Origin of the sequence: Empedobacter brevis, assembly GCF_965118635.1 — a bacterium.
Classification (GTDB): Bacteria; Bacteroidota; Bacteroidia; order Flavobacteriales; family Weeksellaceae; genus Empedobacter; species Empedobacter brevis_A.
This window is the reverse complement of sequence record NZ_CBCPHV010000003.1, coordinates 54,646-70,203: the sequence shown is the minus strand read 5'-3', so window position 1 is coordinate 70,203 and position 15,558 is coordinate 54,646. Positions and strand designations below refer to the sequence as shown.

Sequence of the window (15,558 nt, the reverse complement as noted above, 5' to 3'; positions counted from 1 at the left end):
GATTTTTTTTGTTATATTATATTCAAAATCGATTAAACATCAATTTTTGCATAATGTGCATTTTTCTCGATAAACTCACGACGAGGCGGTACATCATCTCCCATCAACATAGAGAACACACGATCTGCTTCTGTTGCATTGTCAATCGTTACTTTACGTAAAGTTCTATGTTCTGGGTTAAGAGTTGTATCCCATAATTGCTCAGCATTCATTTCCCCAAGACCTTTGTATCGTTGAATTGTAACACCTTTACCAGAACCATCAGTTGAGAATTCTGCTGTTAAACGTTCGCGATCTTTCTCGTCCCAAGCATATTCTGCCTTTGCTCCTTTTTTAATTAAATATAAAGGTGGAGTCGCAATGTAAATATGTCCTTGTTCAATTAATTCTTTCATGTAACGGAAGAAGAATGTCAAAATTAATGTCGAGATATGAGAACCATCGACATCGGCATCGGTCATAATTACAACTTTATGGTAACGTAATTTTGCTAAATTTAATGCTTTTGAATCTTCTTCTGTACCAATTGTTACACCTAAAGCTGTATAAATATTTTTAATCTCTTCATTATCCAAAACTTTATGTGCCATCGCTTTCTCGACATTCAAAATCTTACCACGTAATGGCAAAATTGCTTGAAAATGACGATCACGACCTTGCTTAGCTGTACCTCCGGCAGAATCTCCCTCGACTAAGAATAACTCAGATTCTTCAGGGTTACGAGAAGAACAATCGGCTAATTTACCTGGTAATCCGCTTCCTCCCATTGGATTCTTGCGCTGTACCATTTCACGAGCTTTTTTCGCTGCCTGACGAGCTTTTGCTGCTAAAATTACTTTATCAACTATTTGTTTTGCTTCCGTTGGATTTTCTTCTAAGAAGTTCGTTAACATTTCTGCAACGATTTTATCAACTGCTGGCGAAACTTCAGAGTTCCCTAATTTCGTTTTTGTTTGACCTTCAAATTGAGGCTCCATTACTTTTACCGAAATTACAGCTGTTAATCCTTCACGGAAGTCATCTCCTACGATTTCAACTTTTTCTTTTGCAAGATTAAAGTTTTCTTCAGCATATTTTTTTAATGTACGTGTCAACGCACGGCGGAAACCAGATAAGTGTGTTCCACCTTCGTGTGTATTGATATTATTTACATATGAATGTACATTTTCAGTATAAGAAGTATTGTATCGCATTGCAACCTCTACTGGAATTCCATCACGTTCACCCTCCATGAAGATAACTTTATCCATAATAGATTCGCGGCTGCCATCTACAAACTCAACAAATTCTTTCAATCCTTCTTCTGAATGGAAAGTTTCCGTTAAAGGATTTCCATCAGCATCTTTTACACGTTCGTCAACTAATACAATAACGATTCCTTTGTTTAAGAACGCTAATTCGCGTAAACGGTTTGCTAAAGTAGAATAGTTATATTCTCTTATTTCTTGGAATATTGTATCATCTGGTGTAAAAGTAACTGTTGTTCCATTTTTTTCAGTTGGACCAACTTCTTTTACATCATACAAAGGTTTTCCTTTAGAATATTCTTGAATGTAGTGTTTTCCATTTTTGAATACTTCTGCCGTTAAATGGTTAGAAAGTGCATTAACACATGAAACTCCAACACCGTGCAAACCTCCAGAAACTTTGTATGTATCTTTATCAAACTTACCTCCTGCACCAATTTTAGTCATTACAACTTCTAATGCAGATTTTCCTTCTTTTTTATGCAAATCGACAGGAATACCACGTCCGTTATCTTCTACACGAATCGAGTTTCCTTCTAGAATTGTTACTTTGATTGTATCACAGTATCCTGCTAAAGCTTCATCAATAGAGTTATCAACAACCTCGTAAACTAAGTGGTGTAATCCTCTAACTCCGACGTCACCAATATACATCGATGGACGAAGACGTACGTGCTCCATTCCTTCTAACGCTTGGATATTATCCGCCGTATATGTGTTATTACTCATAATATGTTTCTAACTTTTTTAAACAAACAAATATAGTGAATTTTGATGAAAAAACCTCTTAAAAAGAACTTAAAGTATTGGATAAAATAACGTTTAACATTGTTTATATTTGTTTTCAATAATTGTTAAAATAAAAAACCGAAATCAAATTGATTTCGGTTTTTTAAATCTATTATTTATATAAATTAAATATCTTTCTTTTCTAAATAAACGACTTTTTTTGTTTCGAAGAAATCTTCGTCAAAAAAGTTTTGAATATCAAATAAAACAGCATTTGGAAAACCAGCTAATTCTTCTGTCAAATCGCCTCCTTTTAGATATAATAAACCGTTTGGAAAAGGATTAATCGATTCTTTTTTAAATTTTCCACGAATCCATTCTGCAAATCTTGGCATTGCTGTTACCGCACGAGAAACGACAAAATCGTATTTATCCGTTAGCTCTTCAGCACGCTTTTGTTCAGCTTTTACATTTGTCAAACCTAAACCATCTGCAACTCCTTTTACAACTTTTATTTTTTTTCCGATAGAATCTACTAAATGAAACTGAACATTTGGAAATAAAATTGCTAACGGAATTCCTGGTAAACCTCCTCCAGTTCCAACATCTAAAACGGAAGAACCATCTGTAAACTCCATTACTTTTGCAATCGCTAATGAATGTAAAATATGATTTGTATAAATTTCGTCAATATCTTTTCGAGAAACAACATTGATTTGATCATTCCATTCTTTGTACAAATCACCAACTTTCGAAAATTGTTCGATTTGTTTTTCCGTTAAATCAGGAAAATATTTTAAAATTAAATCAATCATTGCTTAAATAATTTCTGAAACTCGCTGACAAACGTAATCTAACAACTTTGTATCGTCTTCTGTAAACGGATTAATTTTGTGCGAATCGATATCAATTTGACCAATATTTTCTCCATTTTTGAAAATTGGAACAACAATTTCAGCTTTCGTTTCGATTGAACACGCCAAATAATTATCTTGTGCATAAACATCTGGCACAACAAAAGTTTCATTAGATTCTGCCACTTGTCCACAAATTCCTTTACCATAAGGAATGATTGTATGATCTGTTGCTGCACCAACATAAGGACCAAGTTTTAGCTCATTTTTATCTCCATTTTTGAAATAAAATCCTACCCAATTGTAGTATTCCACTTCATCGCTCAACAACTGACAAATTTTTTGTAATCTATCTTCCGTAGAAATTGCGCTATCAATTATGACATCCACGCGTTTATGTAAATTTTGCATTTTGTATCTTCTATAAAGAGCAAATTTATTGATTAATCATAACTTAATCAAAAGATGATGATTTTCATTTATATTTGTTTGAAATTTTTTAACCCAATGAAAGAATTTAAACCCTTATTGTTATTCCTTTTACGTTTTTTAGGTACTTACATTATTCTGAGCTTAGTTTATAAATTGTATTTAGATCAATATTTACCACATAACATTCCAGATCCATTTACAAAATTAACATCAGATATTACAGCTTTTGGGTTGAATAAATGTGGTTTTTTTACTTTTTCTAATATTGCAGAAAATCAGCCTTGGATGCGTTTGGTAATGGATGGACAAGTTGCTTCTATTGTAAATGAAGGTTGTAATGCGATTTCTATTCTAATTATTTTTATTGCTTTTATCGTTGCTTTTTACACAAATTTCAAACAAACTTTTTTGTTTATTTTATCTGGTTTAGCAATCCTTTTTGTAATGAATATTCTGAGAATTATGTTGCTAAATTACATTTTTAGATATCACGATGAATATGGTAAAATGGCACACGATTATTTATTCCCAGCAATTATTTATGGCTCTATCGTAATTCTATGGATTGTTTGGATTAAGTTTTTTGTAACAAAATACAATAAAAGAAATGCCAAATAAATATTTACGTTACGCAATTGCTATTTTACTTGTTTTTGGATTAATATTAGTCCGAAAATTCGAAGATGTTTTATTTTACGATCCTTTCTTAAAATATTTTCATTTAGTTGGCCATCCAAGATTTCCTGAAATCGATTTAGCAAAATTAAATGCAAGCCTTATGGTTCGCTATCTTCTTAATACATTATTAACAGTATTAATTATTTGGTTTATTTTCTGGAAAAAAAGTTACGTTAAATTCTCAATCATCATTATGATTATAGGATTAATCGTTCTTTTGCCTATTTATAATTATTTGATTTCAACTCATTTTTCATCAGGCGAAATGGTTTTCTTTTACATAAGGAGATTTCTTATTCAGCCTATGTTTTTATTGCTATTAGTTCCTTGTTTTTATTACCAAGAAATACAACATAAAAAAACGGTCGAAAATTAATTTTCGACCGTTTTTTTATGTTTATCTAATTTATCTTTTACAATAAACCTGATTCTTCTTTATCCTTTTGAGCATCTAATTTTGCTTGTTCTTTAGCCGCTTCTTCTTGTGCTTTTTGTTCAGCAATTTTACGTTTTTCTTCGTTTGCTATTTCAGCATTCGCTTTATTCACTGCTTTGTATTTATAAAGCCAACCTAAAAATCCTCCAAAAATAAATCCGATTCCAGCACCTCCAGTAATTCCTACCAAAAATTCTTTATCTGAAAATAATCTTGAGATATCCAAATTTGTAAAATAATACATTGCAATACTAATCGCAATCAACAAAAATCCAATAAAAGTAGAATAGGTCATCGTTATATGTTTTTAAAATAAATCTTGTAATATTCTTTGGCGAACAGCTTCATATAAAATTGCTCCAGCTGCAACCGAAACATTCAATGAAGCAGTTTGTCCAGCCATTGGCAATTTAATAATTTTATCTGATATTTTAATAATAGAATCAGAAACTCCATCTTCTTCACTTCCCATTACAATTGCTGCAGGTACAGAGAAATCTGCATCATAAATAAATTCTGCTGATTTTTCAGATGCACTAAAAATTGAAATTCCAGCCGATTGTAAATATTTTATAACATTCACTAAATTTCCTTCCTTACAAACTGGAATATTATACAAAGCTCCTGTCGAAGTTTTGATTGCATCTGCATTTACAGAAGCCGAACCTTTTGCTGGAATAATAATCGCATCAACACCAACACATTCTGCTGTACGAGAGATTGCACCAAAATTACGAACATCAGAAACACGATCTAAAATTAAGATAAAAGGCGTTTTTCCTTGCTCCCAAATTTGTGGCAATACATTTTCGATTGAATCAAATTCGATTGGCGAAATAAAGGCATAAACTCCTTGGTGGTTTTTCCCAGTAAAACGATTTAGTTTTTCTACAGGTACATAACTTACAGGAATTTCATATTCAGTTACTAATTTTCTCAATTCTGAAAAAATTTCACCTTGTAAACCTTTTTGAATAAAAATTTTATCGATTGTTTTACCTGCTTCAATCGCTTCTATTACTGGTCTTAAACCAAAAATTCCTGCTTCGTTTTTCATAAATGCAAAGATAAAAAATTATACGTAACTATTTACCAATCCTTCTTCTCAATTGTTGTAAATAATTTGGAATACTCATATACAACATGCAACCAATGATAATTAGCGAAATCATTGAGATTAAATTTAACTTAATGTGAATAATTTTTGAAATAAAAACAATCACTAAAACAACATTAAATAAGGTTTGAAAATAAAAATGTTGCGTAATTTTTCGCCCGAAATTTGATTTACTATATGAAGCAAAAAACATAAAAAGCACTAAAATTGTAAGAATTAAACTAATTTTCATTCTAAAAAAAATCACTAAATTTGAAAGGTTAAATATACTCAAAATGCAGCAATATCACGATTTATGTAAAAAGGTTTTGACAGAAGGATCTTTTAAAGAAGACAGAACAGGAACGGGAACAAAAAGTATTTTTGGTTACCAAATGCGTTTTGATTTATCGAAAGGATTTCCTTTAGTGACAACAAAAAAATTACATTTAAAATCGATTATTTACGAATTATTATGGTTTTTGAAAGGCGATACAAATATCAAATATTTAACAGATAATGGTGTACGAATTTGGAATGAATGGGCCGATGAAAATGGTGATTTAGGACCAGTTTATGGTCATCAATGGCGTTCTTGGGGAAAACAAAATGGAGAAGTTGTTGACCAAATAAAAGTCGCAATCGATCAAATAAAAAATAATCCCGATTCGCGCCGAATTATTGTTTCTGCTTGGAATGTTGGTGAATTAGATCAAATGGCTTTGGCTCCTTGTCATGCTTTTTTTCAATTTTATGTGAACGACGGAAAATTATCATTGCAATTGTATCAACGTAGCGCAGATATTTTCTTAGGAGTTCCTTTCAACATTGCATCATATGCTTTGTTACAAATGATGGTTGCACAAGTTTGTGATTTAGAAGTTGGCGATTTTGTTCATACGTTTGGCGATGCACATATTTACAAAAATCATTTTGAACAAGTTGAATTACAATTAACACGCGAACCTTTTCCTCTTCCAACAATGAAAATAAATCCGAATGTAAAAGACATTTTTGATTTTACTTTCGAAGATTTCGAATTAGAAAATTATCAAGCACATCCTCACATCAAAGGAATTGTAGCTGTTTAATCATAAAAAACACTTAAAGTCTCTAAATTAGAGGCTTTTTTTGTAACTTTTCGAGAAAATTATCAACCAATAGAATAAAAAATTTAAGATGAGAAAACGCATTCTTTGGCTTTCATCAGCCTTTATCATATCAAGTCTTACTTGTGCGCAAGTAATGACACCACCACCAAGTTATAATGAGAATCAAACGAATAAATTAGACATTTATCGTGCAGAAGCAGAACGCATCAATAATCTGGTTCACACAAAATTAGATCTTAAATTTGATTATGCAAAAGAGCATGTTTTAGGTGAAGCTTGGGTTACATTGAAACCTCATTTTTATACGACAAACAAAGTTACTTTGGATGCAAAAGCAATGTTAATTCACGAAGTTGCTTTAGTAAACGGATCAACAAAAAAGAAATTAAATTATAAATATGATGATCTACAATTGGTTATCGATTTAGACAAAGAATATAATAAAGATCAAGAATATACGCTTTACATCAAATATACAGCTCGTCCGAATGAAGTAAAACAAGAAGGAAGCGCAGCTATAAATGATGCAAAAGGAGTTTACTTTATCAATGCGAAAGGAGAACGACCAAATTACCCAACACAAATTTGGACGCAAGGCGAAACCGAATCTTCTTCTTGTTGGTTCCCAACAATTGATAAAACAAATCAAAAAACTTCTCAAGAAATCACATTAACATATCCTGATAAATATGTTTCATTATCAAATGGAACGATGAAATCTTCGAAGAAAAATTCGGATGGAACAAAAACAGATTATTGGAAATTTGATAAAAAACATGCTCCTTATTTGTTCTTTTTCGGAATTGGAGATTATGCAATAATCAATGATAAATGGAAAAATATCAATGTTGATTATTATGTAGAGCCAGCGTACAAAGATGTTGCAAAACAAATTTTTGGTAATACACCAGAAATGATTCAATTCTTTTCTGACAAATTAAACTATCCTTATCCTTGGGACAAATATGCGCAAATGACAGCGCGCGAATATGTTTCTGGAGCAATGGAAAACACAACAGCTTCTTTATTTCATGATGGCGTTCAACAAAAAGCTGGACAATTAGTTGATGAGAACACAGCAGAATATGTAATTGCTCACGAATTATTTCACCATTGGTTTGGAGATTTAGTTACAGCTGAAAGCTGGGGAAATTTAACTGTAAATGAATCTTTTGCAAATTATTCTGAATATTTATGGTTCGAACATAAATACGGAAAAGAGAAAGCAGATGAACATCGTTACAACGAAATGTTTGGTTATAAACATGGCGATGGACCAACAAAAAATTTAGTTCGAGTTCATTATAATTCTCGCGAAGATATGTTTGATGGCGTTTCGTACAACAAAGGAGGAATCATTTTACATATGTTGAGAAATTTCTTAGGAGATGATGCTTTCTTCAAAGGTTTGAATAAATATTTGAAAGATAACGAATACGGAAAAGCCGAATCTGCACAATTACGTTTAGCATTGGAAGAAGTTTCTGGTCGTGATTTGAATTGGTTTTTCAATCAATGGTATTACGAAAATGGTCATCCAAAATTAACCGTTGTTTCTGATTATTCATCAGCGAATAAAAAAGTAAAAGTTGTTGTTCGTCAAGATGCTTCAAAATTATTCGAATTCCCTTTTGCGATTGATATTGTTGAAAATGGAAAAACAACACGTCAACAAGTTTGGGTTCCAAAACAAGCTGAAACAACATTCGAATTTTCTGCCAATAAAAAACCTGATGTTGTTATTCCAAATGCTGATCAAGTTTTATTAGCTGATATTGACGACAAGAAACCTGTCGAAGATTTCATTGCACAATACAAAGCCGGCAAAGGAAATTACACAACACGTTTATTAGCGATTGATGCAATGGCAAATGCGCAAGCAACTAATCCGAAAGCTGCAGAAGCTTTAATTAGCGCTTTAGGAGATTCATTTGAAGGATTAAGAATTTATGCAATTCACAAACTGGATACACAATCGAAAACGATTGTTGATAAAGCTGTTTCAAAATTAAAAGAATTGGCTTCTAATGATCCAAAAACTTTAGTACAAGCAGCAGCTTTGGGCGCTTTGAATGATGCTAATATTTATGATGCTGAGATTTTTGAGAAAGCTTCTAAAAGCCCTTCATTTAGTGTTCAAGGAGCAGCATTAACAGGAATTTTAAAAAATAATCCTTCAAAAATTAACGATTTAACAGCTAATCTTGATGACGAAGTTATCAAAGGTTCACCAGATTTAGCAATGGCTTTAGTTCCTAGTTGGATTAAAAATAATCAATTGGACAAAGCTTCTTTAATCTCTGAATCTGCGGCAATGTATGAATTTGTAAAATTCCAAGATCCAGTAAAAGGAAAAGTTGCAGAACAAGCTTTCAATTGGATTATGAATAATGATACACCAGATGCAACAGCAGAAATTGCAAAAACATATTCACGTTATTATCCATATCTAAAAGAGCAAAATCCGCAAGCTGGACAAGCTGTAAAAATAATGGCTGAAAAAGCATTGCAAGCAAAGATGAATACGGAAAAAACAATAAAAAATGCATCTGTTGCAAAACAAGTGGAACAATTACAAGATGCAATAAATAAAATGAAATAATTCGCTAAAATTATTATATTTGTTAAGCTATCCTCAAAAAGGATAGCTTTTTTTACCTTATAACTGACTTATGATAAACATTGTAGTAGCAAAAGCAAGCAACAACGTGATTGGTGCAAAAAATGATTTAATTTGGCACTTACCAAATGATTTAAAACATTTCAAAGAATTAACTTCTGGACATCCTATTATTATGGGACGAAAAACGTTCGAATCATTAGGTCGTCCTTTACCAAATCGTACCAATATTGTTGTCACAAGAGATCAGAATTGGAATGCAGAAGGTATTGAAATTGCATCTTCTTTACCAAAAGCTATTGAAATAGCAAAAAAGATTGACGATGATATTTACATTATTGGTGGAGGAAATATCTATAAACAAGCAATGGAATTTACAGATATTTTGTACGTTACTGAAGTTCACCACGAATTTGACGGAGATACATATTTCCCAGAAATAGATGCGGATGAATGGGAAGAAATTGAAAGAGAAGATTTTAAAAAAGATGAAAAACATGCGTATGCTTACTCTTTTGTAACGTATAAAAAAATAGATAAAGAAAACTAAACAAATAAAAAAGCAAGAATTAAAATTCTTGCTTTTTTATTTTTATACTATTTTACACTTTAGTGTTTTATTTCTTGTACTTCGTTTGGATTATGTTTGTATTTGAACACAATTGCAAATAAAACGGTTACAACCAAAGCATATCCGGCAAAAATAAGCCAAGAATGTCTCCAACCTTCTAATTGCTCAACCAAATCTGTTTTACTAAACACATAATGATTAACAATGTATTGTGCAATTAACATTCCAATTGTAGCTCCAAAACCATTTGTCATCATCATGAAAACTCCTTGTGCAGAAGAACGAATTTCTTTGTTTGTTTCTTTATCTACATATAATGAACCTGATACATTGAAAAAATCGAACGCAATTCCATACACAATCATTGACAAAATAAACATCCAAACACCAGGTCCTGGATCTCCTAAACCGAATAATCCAAAACGTAACACCCAACCTACCATTGCCATTAACATCACTATTTTTATTCCGAATCGTTTTAACACAAAAGGAATTAATAAAATACATAATGTTTCTGAAACTTGAGATAACGAAATTAATGCATTCGCATTACTTGCTCCCCATGTATTGGCATATTCTGGAACATCCTTAAATGTTGTAATAAAAGGATTTGCATATCCATTTGTAATTTGTAAAGAAACTCCTAAAAGCATTGAAAAGATAAAGAAAATTGCCATTTTTCTATCTTTGAATAATGCAAAAGCCTTTAAACCAAATGCATCTGAAATAGATTGTTTTTCAGAACTTTTGTTTACTGGACAAACAGGCAATAAAAAGCTGTATAAAAATAAAACAACTCCTAAAACTCCTGATACAAAAAATTGAAAATAGTTGGATTGAAAACTTACAAATGATGAATCATTCGAAAAGTTAAATCCAAAAACACCATCTTTGAATCCTGAGAAATTAACAAATAACATCGCTACAATAAAACCAACTGTACCAAACGTTCTGATCGGTGGAAAGGCTTTAATTGTGTCTAATTTATTTTGTTTTAAAATTGAGTAGGCTGTTGAATTAGAAAGCGCAATTGTTGGCATAAAGAACGCTACACTAACTGAATAAAGAGCGAAAATTGTTGTAAAATCTACATTGTTTCCAACTGTCATTCCGTAATAACCCGCTGCAAACATAAAAATAGCAGCTAATAAATGATTTAATCCTAACAAACGTTGTACAGGAATCCATCTATCTGCCACAATACCCATAATGGCGGGCATAAAAATCGATACAATACCTTGCATCGCGTAAAAAAGACCAATTTTTGGACCTAAGCCAACTGATCCTAAGTAATTTCCCATAGAAGTTAGGTATGCTCCCCATACCGCAAACTCAAGGAAACTCATGATTGTAAGTCTAAGCTTTACAGACATAATTATTTGAAATAGTTATTAGTTTCCCATGTTATCGATTTGATCACGAAGGCGCGCTGCCAATTCGTAATCTTCATTCTTCACAGCTTTTTCCATTTCAGCTTCTAATTCAGATTTTGTCCAACCTTCATATTCATTTACATCAGACAATTCATATTCTAAACCAGCCAAAATATCCAAATCATCTTCGTAGTTATTTGCTGCACGACGTATATTTTCTTCTTCTTCAATAACGTCTAAATGAATACCGGCTTTTTCTACAACATTTTCATAAGCATAGATAGGTGCATTGAAACGAACAGCCAATGCAATCGCATCAGAAGTTCTTGAATCAATTTCGGCACGTTGTCCTTCATTATTTACAAAAACAATATTCGAATAAAAAACACCATCTTCCAATTTATAAATATAAATAGAATCGACATTTAATTGAAATTCTTTTCCTAATGAAATAAACAAATCGTGGGTTAATGGACGAGGTGGGTTAATATCTTTCTCCAAAGCCAATGCAATTGATTGCGCTTCGAAGCTTCCAATAATAATAGGTAATTTTCTTCCTCCTACATTTTCCTCAAGAATCAACGCATATGCGCCAGTTTGAGTTTGACTGTAAGAAATTCCTTTAATATTTAATCTAATTAAATTGTCCATTTGGGTGTAAATCTATGAAAAACTGATGAATATTTAATCTTTTTTTAATGAATAAAAAAATCCGAATCATCTAAATGATTCGGATTGAATTTATAATCTTAAAATGATTAAGCTTGACCTTTATATTTTTTTAACTCTTCAGTTAATTTAGGAACAATTTCAAAAGCATCTCCTACGATTCCGTAATCTGCTGCTTTAAAGAAAGGTGCTTCTGGATCATTGTTGATTACAACAATCGTTTTAGATCCATTTACTCCAGCTAAATGTTGAATAGCTCCTGAAATACCAACTGCAATATATAAATTTGGTGCAATTGCTTTTCCTGTTTGTCCTACGTGTTCTGCATGTGGTCTCCAACCGATATCAGCAACTGGTTTAGATGATGCTGTTGCAGCACCTAAAACTTTTGCTAAATCTTCGATCATTCCCCAGTTTTCTGGACCTTTCATACCACGACCAGCTGATACAACAATGTCTGCTTCTTTTAAATCAATCTTATCTGAAGAAGCCATTTCTGTTGAAACTACTTTTACTTTAACATCTGCATCAGAAACTGATACTGAAAATGATTCTTCTGAACCTGATACTTCATTTTCTTTTGTTCCAAAAGCATTTTGTAAAACTGTTACAACCACTTTTCCTGAAACTGCAACTGTTTCAATTCCTTTTCCTGAGAAAGCTTTTCTCGCAACTGTAAATGGAGAAACCGCTGTTGGTGCTTTTTCTACATTTGTTACTAAAGAAGCTCCTGTTTTGAATGCTAAAACTGGTGCAATTGTAGCTCCTTCGTTTGTAGAAGGTAAAACTACAACATCTCCTTGTGCTACTTCTGCCAAAGCTTTTGCATAAGAATTTGCATCAAATTTTGCTAAAACATCATTTTGTACTTTTACTACTTTAGATGCTCCATATTTATATAATTCGTCAGCACTAGCATTTCCAAAAACGATTGCAGTAACAGTATCTCCAGCAACATCAGCTGTAGCTTTTGCGTAAGAGACTGCTTCTAATCCTGCTTTTTTATATTTTCCGTCGTGTGACTCTGCGTATACAAAAATTGCCATTTTTTAATTTCTTTTTAGATGAATAATTAGATTACTTTAGCTTCTTCGTGTAATAATCTTACCAATTCTGCTACATTGTCTTTGTCGATTAATGTTACATTACCTCTTTCTGCAGGTTTTACATAACCAACAACTTCAACTTTCGTCTCAGTTGCTTCTGGCGCAACAACATTAATTTGTTTTGTACGCGCTTGCATAATTCCACGCATATTAGGAATTCTTAAAGCAGCTTCATCTACCAATCCTTTTTGTCCTGCAATAACAGCTGGTAAAGCAACTTCTACAGTTTCTTTTCCTCCATCTATTTCGCGAACAGCTTTCACAGAAGAACCTTCTACGTCAAGATTAATACATCCGTTAACGAAACCATAATCTAACATTGCTGCAACTAATCCTGGTACAGATCCTCCATTATAATCAATTGATTCTTTTCCTGTCAAGATTAAATCGAAACCACCATCTTTAGTAGCTTTTGCAATTTGTGTTGCAACAAAGAAATCATCACGAGCATCAGCATCGATACGAATTCCGTCATTTGCACCAATCGCTAAAGCTTTGCGCATAACTGGATCTACAGTTGCATCTCCAACAGTTAAAATCGTAACAGTAGCACCTTGTTTTTCTTGTAACTCTACTGCTTTATTTAAACTAAATTCATCATGTGGGTTAATAACGAACTGAACACCATTTTTATCAAATGATTTTCCGTCAGCTGTGAAGTTGATTTTTGCTGTAGTATCTGGAACACTACTAATACAAACTAATATCTTCATAATTTTGTGTTTATTTTATCTTTTATGTAAAAATAGCTAATATATTTTATTATGCAAGCATAATATTGTTAATTCTTTATTAAGTCCTTACTTTTTGCTTTCAATTGCTTTTGATAAACTGAATTTGAAACCAATACACTCAATTCATACAATAACCAAAGTGGAATTGTTACCAGTATCATGCTGTACACATCATTTGGTGTAATTGCAGCGGCAATCACCAACACAACGATAAATGCGTGTTTGCGATATTCTTTCAAAAACTTAGGTGTTAAAATTCCAATACTAGTTAAGAAGTAAACAAAAACAGGCATTAAAAACATTACGCCCATCGATAATAACAATTGAACAAATAAGTCGATATAACTTGGCAAAGTCCATGTATTTCCTACACCGAAAGGATCATAAGTAAACAAAAATTGTGTACACAATGGCAATAGCATATAGTAACTAAATAACACTCCTGTTACAAAGAAAAATGAAACGGCAAAAATGGTAAACCCTGCATATTTTCGTTCAGTTTCTTTTAAAGCCGGTTTTACAAATCGCCAAATTTCGTAGATAATGTATGGAATAGCTAGAATTACTCCACAGACAATTACCGCAAAAAATTGAGATGTAATTTGTCCTGAAGGGTTAAGATTCGTTAACTCTTTCGAAATATCAAATGATTCGGTATAAATTTTTCCAAAGCCTGTTAATTCACCAAATTGATTAAAAATATCAAACGTAGGAAAAGTAGATTTTAATGGAGCCATAATCACATGTTCCACCAATTCGTCCCAATAAATTGCTACAAATATTGATGTAACTACTATTGATAAAATAGAACGAACTAAATGTCCTCTTAACTCACCAACATGAGCCAAAAATGACATACTTGATTTTGAATTATTTGCCATATCTTATTCGATTCCTTCGTTTAAAATTGAATGAATGTCCAATATTCCATAATACTGATTATCTTCATCAACCACTACTAATTGTCCGATACTATTGTGACGCAAAATAGCTAAAGCCTCTCTTGCTTTTTCAGATTTTTTTATCGTTTTCGGATTCATCGATGCAATATCTTTCGCTTTCAAATGGCCAAATGTTTCATTATTTAATAACATTCGACGCAAATCTCCATCTGTAATAACGCCTACTATTTTATCTTCATCTATAACAACTGTAATTCCATGTCGACCAGATGTTAATGAATTAATAACTTCGGTAATCGAAGAATCTTGATGCACAAAAGGTTTTCTTTCCGGATCAACAATATTTTCAACCGTCCACAACATTCGTTTTCCTAAGGCACCACCTGGATGATATTTAGCAAAATCGTTTTGTGTGAATGTTCTCATTTTCATCAAAGCAACTGCCAAAGCATCCCCCATCACTAACTGAGCTGTTGTAGATGTTGTTGGTGCTAAATTTACTGGACAAGCTTCTTTATCTACATTAACATCTAAAACAATATCCGAGTTTTTTGCTAATTCTGATTTCAAATTTGATGTTAAACCAATCAAAACTGAAGCATATTGTTTAAGAATTGGAGCCAAATAAGTAATCTCTGGTGTATTTCCACTTTTCGAGATACAAATTACAACATCTTCTGGTCGTACAAGACCTAAATCGCCATGAATAGCTTCTGTCGCATGTAAAAATTGACTTGGAGTTCCTGTAGAATTTAAAGTAGCTACAATTTTATTTGCAATATGCGCACTCTTCCCAACTCCTACAACCACCAATTTTGCATTTGAATTATATATCGCATTTACCGCATCAACAAAAGGCTCGCTAATACGAGAAGCTATAGCTTCAAGCGCATGAATTTCTTCTCGAAAAACACCTTGCGCTATTTGTATTAATTCTGAATTTCCCACAATAAAATTTCTATTGTCTATTTTTAAAATTTTTCGTAATTTTACTCTCCT

16 protein-coding genes are annotated in these 15,558 nt (G+C 32.2%); 5 read left to right on the top strand and 11 right to left on the bottom strand.

The window, feature by feature from the left end:
* Positions 1-32: 32 nt before the first annotated feature.
* The 3 genes from gyrB to ACMHJW_RS04780 all read right to left on the bottom strand — a co-directional run bounded on the left by gyrB (position 33) and on the right by ACMHJW_RS04780 (position 3,241).
* Positions 33-1,976, bottom strand: coding sequence for a DNA topoisomerase (ATP-hydrolyzing) subunit B (gene gyrB, locus ACMHJW_RS04790; protein WP_413532286.1), 1,944 nt, complete (start codon positions 1,974-1,976; stop codon positions 33-35).
* A 185-nt stretch (positions 1,977-2,161) separates the two neighbouring features.
* The gene (gene rsmG / locus ACMHJW_RS04785) at positions 2,162-2,788 is read right to left on the bottom strand and encodes a 16S rRNA (guanine(527)-N(7))-methyltransferase RsmG (protein ID WP_413532579.1); all 627 of its coding nucleotides are present in this window, start codon (positions 2,786-2,788) and stop codon (positions 2,162-2,164) included.
* Positions 2,789-2,794: 6 nt separating this feature from the next.
* The gene (locus ACMHJW_RS04780) at positions 2,795-3,241 is read right to left on the bottom strand and encodes a GAF domain-containing protein (protein WP_413532285.1); all 447 of its coding nucleotides are present in this window, start codon (positions 3,239-3,241) and stop codon (positions 2,795-2,797) included.
* 96 nt (positions 3,242-3,337) lie between these two features.
* Between ACMHJW_RS04780 and xrtF the strand changes: the two genes are divergently transcribed.
* Both xrtF and ACMHJW_RS04770 read left to right on the top strand, forming a co-directional pair.
* Positions 3,338-3,880 (top strand): exosortase family protein XrtF, encoded by a 543-nt coding sequence (gene xrtF / locus ACMHJW_RS04775; protein ID WP_413532284.1) that lies wholly within the window; start codon positions 3,338-3,340, stop codon positions 3,878-3,880.
* Positions 3,870-4,316 carry an exosortase F system-associated membrane protein gene (locus ACMHJW_RS04770; RefSeq protein ID WP_413532283.1) on the top strand — a complete coding sequence of 149 codons (447 nt, stop codon included), beginning with the start codon at positions 3,870-3,872 and terminating at the stop codon, positions 4,314-4,316. The genes xrtF and ACMHJW_RS04770 overlap by 11 nt, the downstream gene beginning before the upstream one ends.
* A 37-nt stretch (positions 4,317-4,353) precedes the next feature.
* Here ACMHJW_RS04770 and ACMHJW_RS04765 read toward each other — a convergent pair whose 3' ends face one another.
* Complete coding sequence (locus tag ACMHJW_RS04765) at positions 4,354-4,671, bottom strand: hypothetical protein (RefSeq protein ID WP_413532282.1); 318 nt, start codon at positions 4,669-4,671, stop codon at positions 4,354-4,356.
* A 12-nt stretch (positions 4,672-4,683) separates the two neighbouring features.
* The gene (rlmB, locus tag ACMHJW_RS04760) at positions 4,684-5,433 is read right to left on the bottom strand and encodes a 23S rRNA (guanosine(2251)-2'-O)-methyltransferase RlmB (protein ID WP_413532281.1); all 750 of its coding nucleotides are present in this window, start codon (positions 5,431-5,433) and stop codon (positions 4,684-4,686) included.
* Between the two features lie 335 nt (positions 5,434-5,768).
* Here rlmB and ACMHJW_RS04755 point away from each other — a divergent pair, with 335 nt between their 5' ends.
* The 3 genes from ACMHJW_RS04755 (at position 5,769) to ACMHJW_RS04745 (ending at position 9,754) form a co-directional block, all read left to right on the top strand.
* On the top strand, positions 5,769-6,563 hold the full coding sequence (locus ACMHJW_RS04755; protein ID WP_413532280.1) for a thymidylate synthase: 795 nt from the start codon (positions 5,769-5,771) through the stop codon (positions 6,561-6,563).
* Between the two features lie 88 nt (positions 6,564-6,651).
* Positions 6,652-9,186, top strand: coding sequence for a M1 family metallopeptidase (locus ACMHJW_RS04750; protein WP_413532279.1), 2,535 nt, complete (start codon positions 6,652-6,654; stop codon positions 9,184-9,186).
* Positions 9,187-9,256: 70 nt separating this feature from the next.
* Positions 9,257-9,754, top strand: a complete 498-nt coding sequence (locus tag ACMHJW_RS04745) for a dihydrofolate reductase (RefSeq protein ID WP_413532278.1) — start codon at positions 9,257-9,259, stop codon at positions 9,752-9,754.
* 59 nt (positions 9,755-9,813) lie between these two features.
* Here ACMHJW_RS04745 and ACMHJW_RS04740 read toward each other — a convergent pair whose 3' ends face one another.
* From ACMHJW_RS04740 to ACMHJW_RS04715, 6 genes are all read right to left on the bottom strand, one after another.
* Positions 9,814-11,148 (bottom strand): MFS transporter, encoded by a 1,335-nt coding sequence (locus ACMHJW_RS04740; RefSeq protein ID WP_413532277.1) that lies wholly within the window; start codon positions 11,146-11,148, stop codon positions 9,814-9,816.
* 18 nt (positions 11,149-11,166) lie between these two features.
* Positions 11,167-11,799 carry a bifunctional nuclease domain-containing protein gene (locus tag ACMHJW_RS04735; RefSeq protein WP_413532276.1) on the bottom strand — a complete coding sequence of 211 codons (633 nt, stop codon included), beginning with the start codon at positions 11,797-11,799 and terminating at the stop codon, positions 11,167-11,169.
* A gap of 107 nt (positions 11,800-11,906) precedes the next feature.
* On the bottom strand, positions 11,907-12,863 hold the full coding sequence (locus tag ACMHJW_RS04730) for an electron transfer flavoprotein subunit alpha/FixB family protein (protein WP_413532275.1): 957 nt from the start codon (positions 12,861-12,863) through the stop codon (positions 11,907-11,909).
* A 26-nt stretch (positions 12,864-12,889) separates the two neighbouring features.
* Positions 12,890-13,636 (bottom strand): electron transfer flavoprotein subunit beta/FixA family protein, encoded by a 747-nt coding sequence (locus tag ACMHJW_RS04725; RefSeq protein WP_413532274.1) that lies wholly within the window; start codon positions 13,634-13,636, stop codon positions 12,890-12,892.
* 68 nt (positions 13,637-13,704) lie between these two features.
* Positions 13,705-14,538, bottom strand: a complete 834-nt coding sequence (gene tatC, locus ACMHJW_RS04720; RefSeq protein WP_413532273.1) for a twin-arginine translocase subunit TatC — start codon at positions 14,536-14,538, stop codon at positions 13,705-13,707.
* 3 nt (positions 14,539-14,541) lie between these two features.
* Complete coding sequence (locus ACMHJW_RS04715) at positions 14,542-15,507, bottom strand: KpsF/GutQ family sugar-phosphate isomerase (RefSeq protein ID WP_413532272.1); 966 nt, start codon at positions 15,505-15,507, stop codon at positions 14,542-14,544.
* Positions 15,508-15,558 lie beyond the last annotated feature (51 nt).